Origin of the sequence: Burkholderia sp. LMU1-1-1.1 (assembly GCF_040675865.1) — a bacterium.
Taxonomy (GTDB): Bacteria; Pseudomonadota; Gammaproteobacteria; order Burkholderiales; family Burkholderiaceae_D; genus Rugamonas.
Window position 1 is genome coordinate 233,311 of the sequence record NZ_JBEGHG010000001.1, and the last position, 18,929, is coordinate 252,239.

Genomic DNA, 18,929 nt, shown 5'->3' on the forward strand with positions numbered 1-18,929 from the left:
GAGAACACCATGCCCATCGCACTCAACCCAAGCAGCGTGCCGGTCCGTGTCAACGAGGAGTTATGCATCGCCGACAAGGGCTGCACCGTGTGCGTCGATGTCTGCCCGCTCGACGTGCTGGCGATCGACTTCACCAAAGGCAAGGCCTTTATGAAATTCGACGAATGCTGGTACTGCATGCCCTGCGAAAAAGATTGCCCGACCGGCGCCGTCACGGTCGATATCCCCTACCTGTTGCGCTGACCTTTCTGGAGAATGACATGAGTTTGCATCGCCTTCTACCCGCCCTGTTGCTGGCCGCCCTGGGCAGCGGCGCGGCCAACGCCGAAACCATCCGCGTCGCCATCGGCACCCAGGACACGACCATCAACTGCGCCACCGGCGGCCTGCTGATCCGTGAACTGAAGTTGCTGGAAAAATACCTGCCGCGCGACGGCAAGTACAAGGACGCGCAATACGAGATCGTCTGGAAGAACTTCACCTCCGGCGCGCCGCTGACCAACGAGATGGTGGCCGGCAAGCTCGATATCGGTTCGATGGCCGACTTCCCCGGCTCCTTCAACGGCGCCGCGTTCGAGAAGGCCGGCAAGAAGAGCCTGTTCATCACCGTGCTGTCGGGCAGCGTGCAAGGCAGCGGCAACGGCATCGTGGTGCCGAAGGCGTCGGCGGTGCAGTCGCTCGCCGAGCTCAAGGGCAAGACCATCTCGGTGCCGTTCGCCTCCACCGCGCACGGCATGCTGCTGCGCGCGATCAAGGCGCAGGGCTGGGAACTGGACAAGGACATCACCGTCGTCGCGCAGGCGCCGGAAGTCGCGGGCTCGGCCCTGCAAAGCAACAAGATCGACGCCCACGCCGACTTCGTGCCGTTCGCCGAGCTGTTTCCGCATCGTGGCTACGCCCGCAAGATCTTCGACGGCTCGCAAGCCAAGTCCCCCACCCTGCACGGCAGCCTGGTCGATGCCGCCTACGCGGCCAAGTATCCGGAGATCGTCACCGCCTTCCTGCGCGCCGCCATCGAAGCCGACCGACTGATCGCCGCCGAGCCGGAGAAATACAGCGAGCTGATCGCCAAGGTCACCGGTATCGAGGCCGAGGTCGACTATCTGTTCCACGGCCCGCTGGGCTTGCAGACGCGCGATTTCAGCTGGAAGCCGAAATACCGCCAGGCCGTCAAGACCTCGATCGAGACGCTACGGCTGATGAAGCGCACCGACAATGACCTCGACGTCAACACCTTCATCGACGACCGCTACATCCGCGCCGCCTTCAAGCAGGCCGGGCTGGACTACGACGCGCGGCTGAAAAACTACCAGCGCCTGCCGCTGGTGGCCAAGGACGCGGCGACCGGCAAACCGGTCACCGATTTTTCGAGACTGATGCAGATCTGGGTGGATGGCGAGCCGCTGGTGCGCCACTACACCAGCGCCGACGCCGCCTTCGCCGCATTGCGCCAGCTCGAAAAAGACGGCAAGAAGGTGCGCGTGGTCTATGCCCATGACCGCGACAGCGGCCTGAAGCTGTTCGCGCGGGATGCCTGGTTCGTCAGCGTCAAGGGCGATACCAGCGCCTTCCTGACGCGCGCGTCGGCCGAGGCCTGGGCGGCGCGCAATGGCGGCTCCGTCGTCGACTTCGCCGCCGCGCGGAGCAACACGCCCGCCCTCGCGGCCAAATAGGAGCGCACCGATGGACAGCACACAGCAAGCGCTGGGCGGCCACGGCATCGCCGCCGTGAGCGCCTCCGGCCCCGGTAAAGGCTTGGGTGGCCGTTCGGGCACGGCGACGGGTTCGGGACTGGCTTCCGGACTGGGGTCAGGCGCCGCCCGCTGGGGCGCCGGCGCCACCTCGCTGGTGGTATGCCTGCTGGCATGGCAATGGGCCTCGGCCAGCCACCTGAACCTCGGCCTGGTGACGTTTCAGAACGTGCCGCCGCCGACCGAGGTCGCGCACGCCGGCTGGACCTTGCTGCAATCGCCGCAATTGCTTGGCCACCTGAAGGCCAGCCTGGCGCGCGTGTTCAGCGGCTTCCTGGTCGCCGCGCTGGTCGGCATCCTGCTCGGACTCGCCATCGGCCGCTCGCGCCGGCTGGAGAACTGGCTGATGCCGCCGCTGGAAATGCTGCGGCCCATTCCGGCGGTCGCCTGGATACCGCTGGCGATCCTGATGTTCCCGTCGTCGGAGCTGTCGATGGTGTTCATCACCTTCACCGGCGCGCTGTTCCCGATCCTGCTCAACACCGTCCACGGCGTCGAGAACATCGACCCGCGCCTGGTCGCCTCGGCGCGCAGTCTTGGCGGCGGAAGGCGCGCCATCTTTACCGAAGTGGTGCTGCCGGGCGCCGCGCCCAGCATCGTCACCGGACTGTCGATCGGCATGGGCACGGCCTGGTTCTGCCTGGTCACGGCGGAGATGATCTCGGGCCAGTTCGGCATCGGCTACTACACCTGGGCGTCGTACACGATCCAGAACTACGCCGACATCGTCGTCGGCATGCTGGTCATCGGCCTGCTGGGCATGGGCAGCAGCGCGCTGGTCAAATACATCGGCCAGGTCTTGATGCCCTGGCACCAACCGGAGGGCAAGCCATGAGCGTGGGCCAAATTGAGATCGACAAGCTGCATCTGCGGGTGGGACACGGCGCGCAAGCGTTCGAGGCGGTGCAGGACGTCAGCCTGACGGTGGCCCCGGGCGAGTTCGTCTGCCTGCTCGGCCCGTCCGGCTGCGGCAAGTCCACCTTGCTGGGCGCGCTGGCCGGCCATCTGCGGCCGAGTCGTGGCGCCATCACCGTCGACGGCCGGGCCATCGACGGCCCGCACGCCGAACGCGGCCTGGTGTTCCAGCACCACACGCTGTTCCCTTGGCGCAAAGTGGTCGACAACGTCGCCTTCGGCCTGAAGATGCAGGGCGTGCCGCGCGCCGAGCGCCGCCAACGCGCGCTGGAGCTGCTGGCCCTGGTGGGACTGGAGGCGTTCGCCGAACACTACCCGGCGCAGCTGTCGGGCGGCATGAAGCAGCGGGTCGAGATCGCGCGCGTGCTGATCAACCATCCGCGCGTGATGCTGATGGACGAGCCCTTCGGCGCGCTCGACGCGCAGACGCGCCTGATGATGCAGCAGCTGTTGCTGGATTTGTGGGCGCGCATCCGCACCACCATCGTCTTCATCACGCACGACATCGACGAGGCACTGTTCCTGGCCGACCGCGTGCTGGTGATGAGTCCGCGTCCGGGGCGCATCATCGAACAGATCGCGGTACCGTTTCCGCGCCCGCGCGATTCGTCGCTGGTGACCTCGACCGAGTTCACGGCGCTGAAGCGGCGCTGTCTGCAACTGCTACATCCGGCCAACGCCGAGCTGCCGCTGGAGCGACTAAGTCCGCTGGGTGCCGCCACCACGCGCCAACTTCAATTCGCCATATAAAACATGCTCCAATCTAAAACACGTAGGGCGGATTAGGCGGAACGCCGTAATCGGCCATCGAATAAGGACAATATGAACACCACGGACAACGACATCGAACTGCGCGAACGCCTGGCCAACCCCGACGCCACCATCCGCCGCATCGCCCTGCTTGATCTGGCCGACTGGGCCGGCGACGAACACATCGACCTGTTCATCGACGCGCTGCGCGACACCGACGCCGCCGTGCGCGCCGAAGCGGCGCGCGCGCTCGAAGGCTTCGAAACCCCGGACGGCGTGGCCGGCCTCGCCCGCCTCCTCGACGATCCGGACCAAGGCGTGCGGCAAGCCGCGGCGCAAAGCCTGAGCGAAGTAAAGCAGCCAGGCAGCGCCCAGGTGCTGCTGCCCCACCTCGCGCACGCCGATCCATTTGTGAAGACGGCCGTGCTGCGCGCCGTGCGCGAACTGCGCTCCCCGCACAGCTATACGCCGGCGCTGGCCGCGCTTGCCGATCGCGACGCCGCCGTGCGCCGCGAAGCCGTTGCCGTGCTGGGCTACCTGAAACAACCCGATGCGCTCCCGGCGCTCACCGCGTTGATCAGCCGCGATCCCGACGCCGAAGTGCGGCGCGCTGCGGTGGGCGCCGCCGGCTATGGCGCGGGCACGGACACCGCCACATCCTTGCTGGACGCGCTGCGCGATCCGGTATGGCAAGTGCGCGAGGAAGCGGCGACGACGTTGGGCAAGTTGGCCTGGGTCCGGGACGGCGACGACGCCGCCACTCTGTCGGCGGTCGCGACGGCATTGATGGCGGCGCTCGACGATAGCTACTGGCAGATCAGGCTGCGCGCCGCGCGCAGCCTGGGCCGCTTGAAATACGCCGGTGCGTTGCCGGCGCTGCTGCCGGTGCTGACTCACGCGATCAGCAATCTGCGCAAGGAGGCGGCGCTGGCATTGGGCGAGCTCGGCGACGCAGCCGCGCTGCCGGCGCTGGAACCCGTGGCGGCCGATCCCGATCCCGAAGTCCGCAAGGCCGCGCGCCTGGCGCTGGAACAAATCCACGCGGCCACGAGGAGACGTTGATGGACTACCCAAGCGAAATCTGTAACGATCGCACCGCACGGGTGTTGACGATCGTCTGGCAAGACGGTGAACATCAGCAGTGGCCGCACGCGCAGCTACGTGCCAGCTGCAAATGCACGCAATGCCAGTCGCGTCGTTTGCTTGGAGCGGCGCCCGATGAGGCCAGCCAGGAACCGCGGGTGGAGCAACTGCAAATGGTAGGCAACTACGGTCTGCAGTTGATCTTCAACGACGGCCACGAACGGGGAATCTATCCCTGGCCGTATCTGCGCGCCTTGCGCAATGCATGCGTTTAAACGCCTCCACCATGCAAGTTGTGGCGTTTACGCCCATCGAATAAATATCTTACGCAAGCTTGACTTTAAACTACCACCGCGATTACTCTTGACCCTGAGTTGCACGGCTCCAACCGGCCCAAAAGTACGGGGGCACACTCCGCCGCGTCACGTCACGATCCGCGTCCGCACGCTTGCCGTCGGCGCGCTCCCTGATCAAGCGATCATCGGTCGCTTTTTTTCGAGGCGAATATGAAAACGATTTCAGTTCCTCGTTGCGCGCGTCTTTTTGAACACCTCTTCATCTTCCGACAGCGTTAGCTCTCCGCTCACGCACCCCTAACAACACGTGTTTCACAGCACCGGCCCGACCGGCGCTGCCCCCTCTCGTCGGGCTCTTTTTTGACCCGCCGGTGTCCCGCTGTCGCCGCGCAATCGGCGTCGGCGTGACAACGTGCCTGGCCATGCGCGCATGCATGGGCCGGTGCACGCGTTCCTCCGCTGGCGGTTCGGCTCCGGAAAGCCGAACCGCCCGTGGCGCTGCAAGCGCTCGTGGTCCCACGCGCGCCATGGATGTTCACACTTTAATTTGAAAATAAAGGGAGACAACATGCACACCCCATCCGTTTCAACCGCCTTTGCACCCACCACCGCGCCATCGTTCGCAGCACCCGACCGCAAGGTACGGCGCCAGGCGCGGCGCTGGGCGCGCGGCCTCGCACGCGGCCTGCTGGCGCTGTCGCTGACCACCGGCGCCGCCGCCATCGTCGGCCTGCCGCTGGCGACGCCGGCGCACGCGGCGGACGCCGAGTACACCAAGCGCTTCCTGGCCCAGTACCAGAAAATCAAGAACCCGGCCAACGGCTATTTCAGCCCCGAGGGCGTGCCCTATCATTCGATCGAAACGCTGATGGTCGAGGCGCCCGACTACGGCCACGAGACCACCTCCGAAACCTACAGCTTCTGGCTGTGGCTGGAGGCGCAGTACGGCCGCGTCACCGGCGACTGGGCGCCGCTCAACGCCGCCTGGGCCAACATGGAGAAGTACATCATCCCGGCCCCGGCCGACCAACCCACCAACAGCTTCTACAACACCGCCAAGCCGGCCACCTACGCCGGCGAATTCCCGCTGCCGAACCAATACCCGGCGCCGATCTCCAGCGGCGTGCCGGTCGGCCAGGATCCGATCAGCGCCGAGCTGTTCAGCACCTACGGCAACCGCGACATCTATGGCATGCACTGGCTGCTCGACGTCGACAACTGGTATGGCTACGGCCGCTGCGGCGACGGCACCACGCGTCCGTCCTACATCAACACCTTCCAGCGCGGCTCGCAGGAATCGGTGTGGGAGACCATTCCGCATCCATCGTGCGAAACCTTTAAGTGGGGCCGCACCGGCGGCACCCAGGGCTTCCTGAGCTTGTTCATCGGCGACTCCAGCTACGCCAAGCAATGGCGCTACACCAACGCGCCGGACGCCGACGCCCGCGCCGTGCAGGCGATCTACTGGGCCTCGGAATGGGCCAAGGCGCAGGGCAAGAGCGCCGACGTGGCCAGCCTGGTCAAGAAGGCCGCGAAAATGGGCGACTACCTGCGCTATGCGATGTTCGACAAGTACTTCAAGAAGATCGGCAATTGCATCGGCACGCAAACCTGCCCCGGCGGCAGCGGCGCGGCCGACGCCCAGGGCATGCGCGACAACCAGCACTATCTGCTGAGCTGGTACTACGCCTGGGGCGGCGCGACCGACAGCAGCGCCGGCTGGGCATGGCGCATCGGTTCCAGCCACAACCACTTCGGCTACCAGAATCCGCTGGCCGCGTGGGTGCTGTCGACGCAGACCGAGTTCAAGCCGCTGTCGCCGACGGCCGCCGGCGACTGGGGCAAGAGCCTGGGCCGGCAAATCGAGTTCTACCGCTGGCTGCAATCGGCCGACGGCGCCATCGCCGGCGGCGCCACCAACAGCTGGGGCGGCGGCTACGGCACGCCGCCGGCCGGCACCGCCACCTTCCACGGCATGTTCTACGACGAGAAACCGGTCTACCACGATCCGGCGTCGAACACCTGGTTCGGCTTCCAGGCCTGGTCGATGCAGCGCGTGGCCGAGTACTACTACACCAGCGGCGACGTGCGCGCCAAGGCGGTGCTCGACAAGTGGGTGGCCTGGGCCTCGGCCAACACCACGCTCAACGCCGACGGCACCTACACCATCCCGAACACCTTGTCGTGGAGCGGCCAGCCTGACAACTGGAACGCCGCCGCGCCGGGCGCCAACGCCGGCCTGCGCGTGACGGTGGTCGACGGCACCGGCGACGTCGGCATCGCCGCCGCCTTCGCCCGCACCTTGATCTACTATGGCGCCAAGGCCAGCAACGCCGCCGCCAAGACGCTGGCCAAGGAACTGCTGGACCGCATGTGGGCCAAGCACCAGGATGCGCAGGGCGTGGCCGTCGACGAGAAGCGCGCCGACTACCTGCGCTTCACGGCCCAGTACGACGCGGCCACCGGTTCGGGCGTGTACGTGCCGCCGGGCTGGTCCGGCACAAATGCCCAGGGCGCGACCATCGACGCCAGCTCGACGTTCCTGAGCCTGCGGCCGAAGTACCAGCAAGACCCGCAGTGGTCCAAGCTCAAAGCCCACCTGGACGGCGGCTCGGCCCCGACCTGGCGCTACCACCGCTTCTGGGCCCAGGCCGACATCGCGATGGCGCTGAACGACTACGCCAACCTGGTCGAGCAGGCCGACTCGCCGGCCATCCTGGCCGACGTCACCGGCGTGTCGGTGCCCGAGGGCGGCACCGCCAGCGTCGCCATCTCGTTGTCGAAGGCGCCGGCGGCCAACCTGACGGTCGCCATCGTCAAGGTGGCCGGCGGCGATCCCGACCTGGGCACGGAGACAGCCGCGCTGACGTTCACGCCGGCCAACTACAACGTGGCGCAGACCGTCGCGCTGCGGGCCGCCGTCGACGCCGACCAGCTCAGTGGCAGCGCCACCTTCGGCTTCAGCGCGACCGGCTACCTGTCGACCAGCGTGACGGCCACCGAGATCGACAAGGACGTGGTGGTGCCGGTGGTGCTGTCGGTCAGCGGCGCGCCGGTCACGGTGCCCGAGGGCGGCACGAAAACCTTCCAGGTGCAACTGGCCAGCGCGCCGAGCGGACCGGTGGCGGTGAGCGTGGCGCGCGCCAGCGGCGACGCCGACCTGAGCGTCGCCGGCGGCGCCTCGCTGAGCTTCACCACGGCCAACTGGAACGCCGCCCAGACCGTCACCCTGGCGGCCGCCAACGACGCCGACAGCGTCAACGGCACCGCCAGCTTCCGGGTGTCGGCGCCGGGCGCGACCGATGTGCTGGTCGCCGCCACCGAGGCCGACAAGGACGCCCTGCCCGGCGGCTGCGCGGTCGACTTCGACACCAGCAGCGACTGGGGCAGCGGCCAGGTGCCGCGCGTGGTGCTGCGTAACACCGGCGCCACCGCCATCAACGGCTGGTCGCTGAGCTGGACCGCGTCCAACGACGTCACCCTGGTCAACTCATGGAACACGACCCTGGCGACCTCGGGCCGTGGCTTCGTCGCCACGCCGCTGGGCAACGCCACGGTGCCGGCCAATGGCAGCGTCGAGTTCGGGATGCAACTGGGCTACAGCGGCACCAAGCCGGTGCCGGTGGGCCTGACCTGGGCCGGCCGCAGCTGCGCCATCGTCGTCAAATAGCGTGAAGGCGGCCGCGCGCACGGTGCGCGCGGCCGCCCACAACGCTTTCATAAAAAGGAGACACCATGACAATACAACGAAGAACCGTGGCCATGGCCACGCTGCTGGGCCTGCTGGTGCTCGGGGCGATCGGCGCCGGCCGGCACCACCTGGCCCGCGCCGAGGCCAGGGAGGCCAGCGCGGCCGCCTGGCTGGAACTGGCGCAGATCCACGCCGCCCGCGCGCAAGCGGCGAGCGCCACGCTGGCGGCGGTTGGCAACGCCGACGGCCTCGACCCGGCGATCGCCGCCCGCGCGCGCGACGCGCTGGCGCGCGCGTCCAAGATGCCGGCGCACGAACAGTTGCTCGGGGACGTGCGCGCGATCGAACGCTACAAGCAATACCAAGGGGAGCTGACCGGCGCGCTGTTCGTGCTGGTCGCCAACGCCCAGCATGTGCCCGCATTGGCGACCAGCGGCGCGGTGCAAGGCTTGCGCAGCGAACTGCTGCGCGACGAGGCGGCATTGGCGGCCACGCGCGAGCGCTACCGCCACGCGGCGGCCGGTTACAACGACCTGAGCGCGGCCTTTCCCGGTGCGGGCGCGCTGGCGGCGCTGGCCTACCCAGACCTGCCCGCCGGACTGTGACACCAACCACTTACATTTAGAAAGAACGTGATGAAAACACTGAACTTACGTACCAGCGCGAGGAAGACGGCAGCGCTGGTGGCGGCGCTGGCCCTGGCATTGGGCGTCGCGGCGACCACCCCGGCGCACGCCTACACGGTGTCCGGCACCCAGATCCTCGACGACGCCGGCAAACCCGTGCCCTTGCGCGGCGTGAACTGGTTCGGCTTCGAGACGCCGGACGGCACGGTGCACGGCCTGTGGGCGCGCAACTGGAAAGAGATGATCGACCAGATCCAGGCCAGCGGCTTCAACGCCGTGCGCGTGCCGGTCTGCCCGGCCACCTTCCGTGGCGAAGGCTCGCCTCCCGGCGGCGTCATCAACTCCAACCTGAACCCCGACCTGGTCGGATTGAAATCGCGCCAGTGGCTCGACGTCTTCCTGACTGAACTGGACCGGCGCGGCATCTACATCCTGCTCGACCATCACCGGCCCGACTGCCAGGCCATCTCCGAGTTGTGGTACACGCCCGCCTACAGCGAGACACAGTGGCTGGACGATCTGGACTATCTGGCGCAGCATTACTCCGGCCTGCGCAACCTGGTCGGGCTCGACCTCAAGAACGAGCCGCACGGCGCCGCCACCTGGGGCACAGGCAACGTCCAGACCGACTGGAACCTGGCCGCCGAGCGCGCCGCCCAACGCATCCTGGCGGCCAATCCGAAGCTGCTGATCTTCGTCGAAGGCATCGCCACGAACCCGGTCTGCTCGGGCAACCAGGGCATTTTCTGGGGTGGCAATCTGGAGCCGTTGAAATGCAAGCCGCTCGACATCCCGCGCAACAAGCTGGTGCTGTCGCCGCATGTGTACGGACCCGACGTGTTCAACCAGTCGTACTTCGACGCGCCCAACTTCCCGGCCAACATGCCGGCGATCTGGGACACCCATTTCGGCCAGTTCGCCAAGGACTATCCGGTGGTGCTGGGCGAAGCGGGCGGCAAGTACGGCCACGGCGGCAGCCCCAAGGACAAGATCTGGCAGGACGCGCTGGTCGACTATCTGAAACCGCGCGGCATGACGGGCCTGTTCTACTGGTCGTGGAATCCGAACAGCGGCGACACCGGCGGCATCCTGCAGGATGACTGGAAAACCGTGTGGCCGGACAAGCTGGCGTTGCTGCAGCGCTTATGGGACGGCAGCACCACCACGCCGCCGACCAATCCGCCCACCACGCCGCCCGGCGCCGTGACCGCGACCTTGAAGACCAACTCGGACTGGGGCGCCGGTTATTGCGCGGACGTCACGGTGAGCAATGGCGGCACCCAGCCGGCGCAATGGAACGTCCAGCTCACGGTGGCCGGCACCATCAACAACCTGTGGGGCGCCGTGTGGAACCAGGCCGGCACCACGCTGACGGCGACGGGGCAAAGCCATAACGCCACCGTGCAGCCGGGCGGCACGCAGTCGTTCGGTTTCTGCGCCACGCGCTAGCCAGCCGCCGCGCACCCGGGGTTAAATTGGCGAGGCCACTTTCGCCAGCCTCCGGGCGCGCATTCTTCGCCGCACCGTCCTTGCCAGGCGCGAAGCCACGGCCGAGAACACATACGCGTACAGATAGATCGCCGCGACCGTCGCGCCGAACATCGCAAAGGCGAACGCTCCCGGCTGGCCGCCAATCGGCACGTGAAACTCCGCCGACGCGACCGCGACGACAAACATCATGAAAGGGAAATGCGTCGTGAACAGCACAAAGCTGGCGCCGCTGAACCAGCGGTTGAGCCGCCACGCAGCCCAGCGCAGCCACAATATCGGCGCCTGCTTCGGCCCCGCCGTCAGCCAGGACACCATAAGCAACGCCAAGCTGGCGCCGAACAGCAAGTCCAGCGCCATCCGGGCCGCCGGAATCAGCGCCTCCGGCACTTTCTCGACGTGCGCGCCACCCCAGCGTGAAACCAGCAGGCCGATCACGCATATCGGCATGCCGTAGCGGCGCTGGAAGCGCACCCTGGTGTTGTAACCGAGCCAGCCGACCCCGATCCCCATGATCCACAACAGCAGATACCCGAGGAACTCCGGCGCCAGCTCGCTTCCCGCCCAGGCGACGGCGATGGCGGCGCACCAGCCCAGCGTCCGGCTACGCTTGCCCAGCACGAACAATGCTGCCAGCGCGAGGTAGGCCCAGCATTCGTACGCCAGCAGGTAGAGCATCGTGTTGCTGCCCAGTCCGGGAACGACGAAGCGCTGAAGCATCAGCATGTTTCCGGCGAAGGCCCGCAGGTCCAGGCTGGGCGAGAACATCGTGAAGTAGGCGTAAACCTCGGGATGCGCCAGCGCGCGGGTGCCGATGAAGTCCAACGCGCCGCCGAGCAATAGCGCCGGTGTCAGCAAACAATAAAACCACGCCGAACGGCGCAGCAGATCGGCCTCCGGATCGACGCCGTGGCGCCAGCGCTGGATGGACAGTCCGCCCAGGGCCACCCCGCTGATGACCATGTACATGACGAACGCTTCGTGGCCCAGGCTGGTGACGAAATAGAACAATGTCAGGGGCAGACTTTTTTCAGAGACCTCCGGATAGCCGGCGAACAGCAGGAAGCGCACGTGATAGATGACCGCCATCCCCGCCGCAAGCAGCCGCATCAGATTGACCCGTGCCTGGAAACCGCTGTCGACTTGCGCGTCCATAATGTCGCTCCTCGAGGATAGTCACGAGGTTTGACGTTAGCCCAAAAAGCGGCCGCGTCTTTGATCCACGTCGTGCTACCGCCTGCCGGAACGGCGACGGACGAGCCGCTCAGTCGGGCAGCTCGCGCGCGTAGCGCATCGGCGGCAACCCGACGTGGCGGGCGAAGGCGACGCTGAACGCGCTGGCCGACCCGTAGCCGACCCGCTGCGCCACATCGGCGACGCCGCCCTCCTTGCGCCGCAGCAGGTGCTTGGCCCACGCCATGCGCCAGGCCAGCAAATATTCCATCGGCGCGACGCCGACCGCGCGGCTGAAACGCTCGAAAAACGCCGAGCGCGACATGGCCGATTCCTTCGCCAGCTGCGCCACCGTCCACGGCCGCGTCATGCTTTCGTGCATATGCCGGATGGCGACGGCCAGGCGTTCGTCAGCCAACCCGCGCAGCAGGCCAGGCGAAGCGGCCGTATGCGCCGCCGAGCGCAGCGCTTCGATCATCAGCACCTCCAACAGCCGGGCCAGGATGACATCGCGCGCGGGCCGCCGCGCCCGCGATTCGTCTCCGACCAGCTCGACGATGGTGGCCAGCCGCCGCTCGCCGCGCACATGCACCAGTTGCGGCAACAGCGAAACCAGCAACGCCGCGTCCGGCGAAGCGAAGCCGCAGTGGCCGATCAGCAAGCGCACGTCCGGAGGACCGCCTTGGCGGCCCAGCCGGAACTCGCCATCGGGCAGCGCCACCGGCTCGCTGTCGGCGTCCGCCGGAATGATAGGCTCGTCGCTGGCCATCGTGAATCCGTGGGCCGACGGGATCAGCACAAAGGCGCCCTGCCGCAGGTCGACCGGCTGCTGTTGGTCGACGGCGAGCCGGCAGGCGCCCTCCATCACCACGCAATAGAAAGGCTGTCCGGATTCAACGCGCCGCACGCGCCAGGCACCAGCCGCGCCGACGACCTTGGAAAAATGGGCCTGCGGCTGGAGCAGCGAAACGACTTCCGCCAGGGGATCGATCATGTATGGACTCCTGCGAATGAATACTGGACGTTTGATTATAGCCAGTCCGAGCGGCCCGACCTATAGTTCGGTACCACCTACCAAACACAGGAGTTCTTCATGAAAACCGTACTGATCACTGGTTGCTCATCCGGCTTTGGCCTCGAAACCGCCCGCTACTTCCTCGACCGCGAGTGGAACGTGGTCGCCACCATGCGCACACCCGCCCACGATGGCCTGCCACGCTCCGACCGGTTGCGCGTGATCGCCCTCGATGTAACCGACCCCGACAGCATCCGGCAAGCGGTCGAGGCGGCGGGACCGATCGACGTGCTGGTCAACAACGCCGGCATAGGATTGCTGGGCGCGCTGGAGGGCACATCGATGGCCAGCGCCCGCGTGATCTTCGAGACCAACACGCTGGGCACGATCGCGATGACGCAGGCGGTGCTGCCACAGTTCAGGCAGCGCAAGGCCGGCGTGGTCGTCAACGTCACCTCCAGCGTCACGCTGGTGCCGTTGCCGTTGCTGTCGGTGTACACGGCAAGCAAGGCGGCGGTCAACGCCTTCACCGAATCGCTGGCATTGGAACTTGAGCAATTCAATGTGCGTGTGAACCTGGTGCTGCCGGGCCGCGCGCCGGAAACCCGCTTCGGCGAAAACGCCCGGCCGCACATGCAAGGCGCCATTCCCGAGGCCTACGCCGACATGGCGCAGGGGGTCTTTTCGGCGTGGGCGGAGCAGACTGCGGTGACGCGGGCGGTGGATGTGGCCGAAGCGGTATGGCGGGCCGCGAACGATCCGTCCTCGCCCAAGCGCATCCACGCCGGCGCCGACGCGGCGGCCATGGCCCGCGACGGACTCGCCCTGTAACCAGTCCGCATAAAATATCATTGACTGGCTTTGATTCCATATGGCAATATGAGTAAGCTTATCTAACAATTGCCGTTTTCAATCCGACCCGTGTATTTCAACTTTTCAATTGATTTAGATTAAGCCCGAAGCGCCGGAACGGGGCGTAAAATTACTCCCCTCCCCCGGCTATTCTCGACAGCATCCGCCGCACGACAACCCCGATTCCAAACGGAGCCGCCATTATGTCCCGCATCGATTTCAGTAGCCCGTTTCGAGTTCAAGGCGAGGTTATTTCCATTGCCGAACTAGCCAAGACCAAGCCGGGTTTGATAATCGCCGCCGACGATCCGAGGGTGGCGCCATTCAAGGAGCGCATGGCGGAGATACAGGCCGTGTTGAGACGAGAGCATCCTGAAGCATTCGCCCAGTCCCGCGCCGAAGTCAATCCCGCTCAAATCTACGAACCGACGGCGGCCGTGGCGCAACCGGAAGTCACCGGCACCAGCCAGAGGCAGACCTTCAGCAGCCTGGACTGGGAACTGGCGCGTTCGCGCATGACTTTCGACACCTTGCTGAAGAAATGAGCTCCCCAGCAGTAGCGTCGGACGACACTGGTTCTTCCAAGCCAACTCCATGCCAGCTTGCATGACATTTTCGTGACCCGTCTTGACATACGGGTCAACACAAGATATCTTCGGCAACGTTGCACTATGGAAATTTTCTGTAACTAATAGATTCTGCCACGTCGCTATCCGGCGTGTCCGTACGGGGCCTGAATCCGCACCGGGATCGGGTCGTTATCCATTCGCCGATGGAAACGTTTCCAAGAAGCGGATCGCCGCCATCGCCAACCATACAAAAGGGACTGGAATGTATCGCTTGCCGCGTCGCCACCAACTCAACCTGCGACGTTTGCGCAGGCTCCCCATCCAGGGCTTGCCCCTGGCCCTGATCGCCTTGCTGACCGCCTGCGGAGGCGGCGGCGAAGAAACCACCCAGCCCGCCCCGCGCACCTTGAGCGCCATGAAGATACAGGGCGCGGCGGTCTCGGCGGAAGTCGCGCTGACGCCGGCCGGCGCCACCGCAAGCTCCGTCGAACGCGGCGACCTGTCGGCCGCCGCCGCCATCGATCACAACAGCGGCACCCGCTGGGGCAGCGGTTTCGCCGACGACCAGTACCTGACCCTGGACTTCGGCAAGACCGAAGTCATCACCCGCGTGCGCATCGATTGGGAGAACGCCCACGCGTCGCAGTATCTGTTGCAGGTGTCGGACGACAACGCCAGTTGGACCACCATCAAGAGCGTCGACGACAGCCAGGGCGGCACCGAGGATTTGACGGGACTGAACGGCCAGGGCCGCTACCTGCGCATCAAGGGCGTCAAGCGCTCCACGCAATACGGTTACTCGATCATTGAAGTGCAGGCGTTCTCCGGCACGCCGGCCACGGCGCCGACCGATCCAGCGCCGACGCCGCTGCCGAACGATCCGACCCGGCCCGGCGTGGCGGTCAAACCGGTCGCGGCCACTTCCTCCAGGCTGGAGAATCCCGGCCTGTCGGCCGCCATGGCGATCGACGGCAAGACCAACACGCGCTGGGCCAGCGCGTTCGAGGATGGCGCCTGGCTGCAGTTCGACTTCGGCGCCAAGACACCGATCGGCTACATGAAGCTGCTTTGGGAGAATTCCTACGGCAAGCAATACAACCTGCTGGTGTCGGACGACGGCCAGAACTGGACCTTGCGGCGCGCCGTCGCCAACGGCCAGGGTGGCACCGAGGAATTCTTCAATCTCGGCATCGACGCCCGCTACGTCCGCCTGCAGGGGGGGGCGCGCGCCAGCCAGTATGGCTACTCGCTGTACGAGGTGGAATTCAAGAGCCCGGGCAGCGACAACACGCTGGCCGGCGTCGCGACTTCAGCGCTGAACTTCCCCGCCAGCGGCGCCGGCTGGGCTCCCCTGCCCTCGGCCGACCAGCCGCTGGAGACGCTGCAATTCACGCTGGCCGACGGCACGCTGGTCACGCGTTTCGGCGCGCGCGGCCTGGCCCGCCACGGCCGCGAGCGCGGCGAGGACTGGAACGAGATCGGCTACGGTCCCAATGAGACGGTCGACGCCGTCACCGGCCTGCCGCGCGACAAGGGCCCGGGCAACTACCTGACGTTCGTGCCGCAATACTTCAAGAACCGCACCTGGGGCGTGGAGATCATCGACAACAGCCGCGTGGCCGGCGTCACCAAGCCGACCCTGACCGTGAACCAGTACACCACGGTCGATTTCCTGAAAGGCGGCGTGGCCTTCTTCCGCGGCTTCGACCGTCCCGACGTGACCGGCTACGGCTGGATGGCGCCGGGCCAGTTGGTGGACGACAACGTCGCCATCTGCAAGCCGGTGGCCTATCCGCTCAACGGCAAACTGACCAACGCCAACGGCATCAACAACGGCTGTACCATCCGCGTGGACAACTATCCGGGACACGCCGCACTCGGCGCCGATGGCTTCCCCAACGGCACCACCGTCAAGGGCCGGGCGCTGGCGGTCGGCGATATCATCGAAGTGTCGCCATCGATGTTCACCACCGCCGACGCGCTGGCCGCCAAGGGCGACAACGGCGGCGTGCGCTACTACTCGTATGAATGGGCCTATGTGGTCGGCGCCGGCCTCAAGCCCTGGTACGGCGTGCAGCCGCGCCTGAACACGATTCCGTTGCCGGAGGAGACGCTGTCGGGCGGCGCCGGTTCGGTCTCCTACAACTATTCGGACAACGGCTTGTTCATGTTCCAGCAGCCGCACAACAACGTCGGCATGCAGAACATGCAGCGCTTCGTCGAGGGCCGGCGCCTGGTGCACACCAACTTCACCACCGGTGACCACAACGAGCCGGGCAACGACCGCTACGCCCAGGCGGTGGGCTTGCAGGGGCAGCGGTTCAATCAGTCCGCCTGCATCGCGTGCCACGTCAACAACGGCCGCAGCCCGGCGCCGGCGGCGATCAACCAGCGGCTCGACAACATGTCGATCCGGGTCGCGACCAGCAACGCCAGCGGCCAGCAGCTGCCACATCCGCAATACGGCATGGCGGTGCAGATGAACGCGATCTCGTCCACCGGCAAGCCACAGAACTGGGGCAACGGCGTGCGGGTGGCCGGCTTCGAGACGCGTTCGGTCAAGCTGGCCGACGGCACGGCGGTCGAACTGCGCAAGCCGACCCTGGCATTCGAGGGCGCGACTCCGGATATCTTCTCGCTGCGCGCGGCCCAGCCGATGATAGGCGCCGGCTTGCTGGAGGCGATACCCGAGGCGAGCATTCTGGCGCTGGCCCGCTCGGCGCCGGACGCCGACGGCGTCAAGGGCGTGGCCAACTATGTCTACGATCCGGAAAGCGGCGCGGTGCGGGTGGGCCGCTTCGGCTGGAAGGCGGCCAAGGCGACCTTGCGCCAGCAGTCGGCCGAAGCGCTGCTGCTCGACATGGCGGTGACCTCGCCGGTCTACCGCAGCCGCGACTGCGTCAACGGCCCGGTCGCCTGCCGCGCCGGCGCGTCCCAGCCGGGTATTTCCGAGGCCGACCTGCAATCGATCTCCAACTACCTGGCGCTGGTGGCGGTGCCGGCCCAGCGCAGCGTGGCCAGCGGCTTCCCGAAAGGCGTCGCGCCGCTCGACGAGCACCGCGTCGATTCGCAACAGGTCGCGGCCGGCGCCAAGCTGTTCCAGGGCATGCGCTGCGTGGCCTGCCACACGGCCGAAATCAAGACCGGCCCCGGCCACCTGTTCGCCGAGCTGCGCAACCAGACCATCCGTCCCTACACCGACTTGCTGCTGCACGATATGGGTGCCGGGTTGGCCGACAAGTTCGCCGAGGGTCAGGCCAAGGGCGCGATGTGGCGCACGGCGCCGCTGTGGGGCATCGGCTACACGGACAAGGTCATGGGAGACGGCGCCAAGGCCGGCTATCTGCACGACGGCCGCGCCCGGACCTTGACCGAGGCCGTCCTGTGGCATGGCGGCGAGGCCGACCGCTCGCGCCAGCGCTTCGAGGCGCTGTCCAAAGCGGATCGGGAAGCGGTGCTGGCGTTCCTGAAATCCCTTTAGTGTCTTTTGCAATTCCGGCGATATGACGCGACTTCTATGAATAGATGTCAAAGCCCGATCGCCGGAATACGATAACTTTGTCAGTTGGCTGGGCGCGCGTCGCATTGACAGCGCCAGGCGATGCGGACTGACAAGGTGCACAAATGTTATCTCCGGCAAAGTTGGAGTATTTACGCTGTACGGTCCTGCCAATTGAAACTGCGCTGCTTGACCTCTCTCTGGGCAAGCTGTTCACCGGCCAACTATTTGATGAGGAGGACGAGCCTATTAGCGGATTGTTCCTTCCTGACATGGGACGGCAGGGAACGAGGCTAACAGCTGCGGAGGTCGGAAGGCTGTTCATGGCGCCTGACTTCTCCATTATATCCTTTCGGCGGCTTGCCGAGCGCGATGACGGCACCCCTGCCGGCCTTCACGTCTTTTCGACCAACGATTTTGTTCAGCCAGACGAGCAAGTGGATGTCGTGGCTTACAAAGATGTGCATGGCAATGGCGTCCGCATTGACGCTCTCAACCTAAGCAGGGTAATGCTAAACGACGACGCCCCGGAGCGGCTGTGCACGGTGGCGTTCTCGCTATTGGCGTGCACCGCATATCGCAAGGGATTCGATGAAGTGACACTGTTTGCTGCAGGTCGGGGCTACGGCAACTCGCCGCTGGACAAAGATGATCTTGTCGGTTACCAAGTATGGCCGAAATTCGGCTTCGATGCTCCTTTGGTACCAGCTGATCTGAACCGAAATCCCCAACTGGCAAAATGTTGCTCTGTGCAGGACGTGCATGCAATCGATGCGAAATGGTGGGAAGCCAACGGCAGAGGCACAGAAATGCGCTTTGACTTATCGCCCGACAGCCGCTCGTGGCGCGTTCTGCTAAACTATCTAAGCACGAAGTTTGCGAAGGAATGGCGATGAGTGAGCAAAATGCAAAAGAGGCGCGTTTGGTAGCAGAGTACAAGGCTGCCGCCGCGCTACGGCTGGCCAAGCGGAGGACGAAGAATGGGAAGCCATCTATGCCGTCCGGTGAGGCCCAAGGCGCCGTAATTACTATACGTTTTGCCCAGGATGCAAAACCCCTGTCGGCCTTCGGTGGTGTCACCAAGGTCCTTGGACTCTCGCATATTCAGATTCCTGACTACAAGCCTTATCGTAGCTGAGGATAGATATCAACCCGGAGTGACAAGTATGAATCATGTGTGAGCGAGGCTCATGATTTTCCACTGAATCAATCACTCAACTT

16 protein-coding genes are annotated in these 18,929 nt (G+C 65.8%); 14 read left to right on the forward strand and 2 right to left on the reverse strand.

Annotation, left to right across the window (positions count from 1 at the left end):
- Positions 1-9 precede the first annotated feature (9 nt).
- The 9 genes from MRBLMU1_RS00895 to MRBLMU1_RS00935 all read left to right on the forward strand — a co-directional run bounded on the left by MRBLMU1_RS00895 (position 10) and on the right by MRBLMU1_RS00935 (position 10,561).
- Positions 10-243 carry a 4Fe-4S dicluster domain-containing protein gene (locus MRBLMU1_RS00895; protein WP_090318490.1) on the forward strand — a complete coding sequence of 78 codons (234 nt, stop codon included), beginning with the start codon at positions 10-12 and terminating at the stop codon, positions 241-243.
- A gap of 17 nt (positions 244-260) precedes the next feature.
- Positions 261-1,673 (forward strand): ABC transporter substrate-binding protein, encoded by a 1,413-nt coding sequence (locus MRBLMU1_RS00900; RefSeq protein WP_363495622.1) that lies wholly within the window; start codon positions 261-263, stop codon positions 1,671-1,673.
- A 10-nt stretch (positions 1,674-1,683) separates the two neighbouring features.
- Positions 1,684-2,586, forward strand: a complete 903-nt coding sequence (locus MRBLMU1_RS00905; protein ID WP_363495624.1) for an ABC transporter permease — start codon at positions 1,684-1,686, stop codon at positions 2,584-2,586.
- Positions 2,583-3,416, forward strand: coding sequence for an ABC transporter ATP-binding protein (locus tag MRBLMU1_RS00910; protein ID WP_363495627.1), 834 nt, complete (start codon positions 2,583-2,585; stop codon positions 3,414-3,416). Before MRBLMU1_RS00905 ends, MRBLMU1_RS00910 begins: the two co-directional genes overlap by 4 nt.
- 72 nt (positions 3,417-3,488) lie before the next feature.
- Positions 3,489-4,478 (forward strand): HEAT repeat domain-containing protein, encoded by a 990-nt coding sequence (locus tag MRBLMU1_RS00915; RefSeq protein WP_363495630.1) that lies wholly within the window; start codon positions 3,489-3,491, stop codon positions 4,476-4,478.
- Positions 4,478-4,774 (forward strand): DUF971 domain-containing protein, encoded by a 297-nt coding sequence (locus MRBLMU1_RS00920; protein ID WP_363495632.1) that lies wholly within the window; start codon positions 4,478-4,480, stop codon positions 4,772-4,774. Before MRBLMU1_RS00915 ends, MRBLMU1_RS00920 begins: the two co-directional genes overlap by 1 nt.
- Before the next feature lie 589 nt (positions 4,775-5,363).
- Positions 5,364-8,465 carry a glycoside hydrolase family 48 protein gene (locus MRBLMU1_RS00925; RefSeq protein WP_363495635.1) on the forward strand — a complete coding sequence of 1,034 codons (3,102 nt, stop codon included), beginning with the start codon at positions 5,364-5,366 and terminating at the stop codon, positions 8,463-8,465.
- 65 nt (positions 8,466-8,530) lie between these two features.
- Complete coding sequence (locus MRBLMU1_RS00930) at positions 8,531-9,091, forward strand: LemA family protein (RefSeq protein WP_363495638.1); 561 nt, start codon at positions 8,531-8,533, stop codon at positions 9,089-9,091.
- 30 nt (positions 9,092-9,121) lie between these two features.
- Positions 9,122-10,561 carry a cellulase family glycosylhydrolase gene (locus MRBLMU1_RS00935; protein WP_363495641.1) on the forward strand — a complete coding sequence of 480 codons (1,440 nt, stop codon included), beginning with the start codon at positions 9,122-9,124 and terminating at the stop codon, positions 10,559-10,561.
- Positions 10,562-10,582: 21 nt separating this feature from the next.
- On the opposite strand, the gene MRBLMU1_RS00940 is transcribed toward MRBLMU1_RS00935, so the two are convergent.
- Together MRBLMU1_RS00940 and MRBLMU1_RS00945 are read right to left on the reverse strand one after the other, a co-directional pair.
- Entirely contained in the window at positions 10,583-11,755 is a 1,173-nt protein-coding gene (locus MRBLMU1_RS00940; protein WP_363495644.1) for a hypothetical protein, read from the reverse strand.
- A gap of 109 nt (positions 11,756-11,864) precedes the next feature.
- The gene (locus MRBLMU1_RS00945; RefSeq protein WP_363495647.1) at positions 11,865-12,767 is read right to left on the reverse strand and encodes an AraC family transcriptional regulator; all 903 of its coding nucleotides are present in this window, start codon (positions 12,765-12,767) and stop codon (positions 11,865-11,867) included.
- A 99-nt stretch (positions 12,768-12,866) separates the two neighbouring features.
- On the opposite strand from MRBLMU1_RS00945, the gene MRBLMU1_RS00950 reads away from it, so the two are divergent.
- The 5 genes from MRBLMU1_RS00950 (at position 12,867) to MRBLMU1_RS00970 (ending at position 18,846) form a co-directional block, all read left to right on the forward strand.
- On the forward strand, positions 12,867-13,619 hold the full coding sequence (locus MRBLMU1_RS00950; RefSeq protein ID WP_363495650.1) for an SDR family oxidoreductase: 753 nt from the start codon (positions 12,867-12,869) through the stop codon (positions 13,617-13,619).
- Between the two features lie 224 nt (positions 13,620-13,843).
- Positions 13,844-14,185 carry a hypothetical protein gene (locus MRBLMU1_RS00955; protein WP_363495653.1) on the forward strand — a complete coding sequence of 114 codons (342 nt, stop codon included), beginning with the start codon at positions 13,844-13,846 and terminating at the stop codon, positions 14,183-14,185.
- Between the two features lie 439 nt (positions 14,186-14,624).
- Positions 14,625-17,690, forward strand: a complete 3,066-nt coding sequence (locus MRBLMU1_RS00960) for a di-heme oxidoredictase family protein (protein ID WP_363496428.1) — start codon at positions 14,625-14,627, stop codon at positions 17,688-17,690.
- A 143-nt stretch (positions 17,691-17,833) separates the two neighbouring features.
- Positions 17,834-18,604, forward strand: a complete 771-nt coding sequence (locus tag MRBLMU1_RS00965; protein ID WP_363495655.1) for a hypothetical protein — start codon at positions 17,834-17,836, stop codon at positions 18,602-18,604.
- On the forward strand, positions 18,601-18,846 hold the full coding sequence (locus MRBLMU1_RS00970; RefSeq protein WP_363495658.1) for a hypothetical protein: 246 nt from the start codon (positions 18,601-18,603) through the stop codon (positions 18,844-18,846). Before MRBLMU1_RS00965 ends, MRBLMU1_RS00970 begins: the two co-directional genes overlap by 4 nt.
- Positions 18,847-18,929 lie beyond the last annotated feature (83 nt).

Coding starts and splice junctions, on each gene's coding strand:
- MRBLMU1_RS00915 (WP_363495630.1), top strand. CDS start 3,489: ATGAACACCACGGACAACGACATCGAACTGCGCGAACGCCTGGCCAAC.
- MRBLMU1_RS00935 (WP_363495641.1), top strand. CDS start 9,122: ATGAAAACACTGAACTTACGTACCAGCGCGAGGAAGACGGCAGCGCTG.
- MRBLMU1_RS00895 (WP_090318490.1), top strand. CDS start 10: ATGCCCATCGCACTCAACCCAAGCAGCGTGCCGGTCCGTGTCAACGAG.
- MRBLMU1_RS00950 (WP_363495650.1), top strand. CDS start 12,867: ATGAAAACCGTACTGATCACTGGTTGCTCATCCGGCTTTGGCCTCGAA.
- MRBLMU1_RS00900 (WP_363495622.1), top strand. CDS start 261: ATGAGTTTGCATCGCCTTCTACCCGCCCTGTTGCTGGCCGCCCTGGGC.
- MRBLMU1_RS00955 (WP_363495653.1), top strand. CDS start 13,844: ATGTCCCGCATCGATTTCAGTAGCCCGTTTCGAGTTCAAGGCGAGGTT.
- MRBLMU1_RS00970 (WP_363495658.1), top strand. CDS start 18,601: ATGAGTGAGCAAAATGCAAAAGAGGCGCGTTTGGTAGCAGAGTACAAG.
- MRBLMU1_RS00965 (WP_363495655.1), top strand. CDS start 17,834: ATGTTATCTCCGGCAAAGTTGGAGTATTTACGCTGTACGGTCCTGCCA.
- MRBLMU1_RS00920 (WP_363495632.1), top strand. CDS start 4,478: ATGGACTACCCAAGCGAAATCTGTAACGATCGCACCGCACGGGTGTTG.
- MRBLMU1_RS00910 (WP_363495627.1), top strand. CDS start 2,583: ATGAGCGTGGGCCAAATTGAGATCGACAAGCTGCATCTGCGGGTGGGA.
- MRBLMU1_RS00930 (WP_363495638.1), top strand. CDS start 8,531: ATGACAATACAACGAAGAACCGTGGCCATGGCCACGCTGCTGGGCCTG.
- MRBLMU1_RS00940 (WP_363495644.1), bottom strand. CDS start 11,755: ATGGACGCGCAAGTCGACAGCGGTTTCCAGGCACGGGTCAATCTGATG.
- MRBLMU1_RS00925 (WP_363495635.1), top strand. CDS start 5,364: ATGCACACCCCATCCGTTTCAACCGCCTTTGCACCCACCACCGCGCCA.
- MRBLMU1_RS00960 (WP_363496428.1), top strand. CDS start 14,625: ATGAAGATACAGGGCGCGGCGGTCTCGGCGGAAGTCGCGCTGACGCCG.
- MRBLMU1_RS00945 (WP_363495647.1), bottom strand. CDS start 12,767: ATGATCGATCCCCTGGCGGAAGTCGTTTCGCTGCTCCAGCCGCAGGCC.
- MRBLMU1_RS00905 (WP_363495624.1), top strand. CDS start 1,684: ATGGACAGCACACAGCAAGCGCTGGGCGGCCACGGCATCGCCGCCGTG.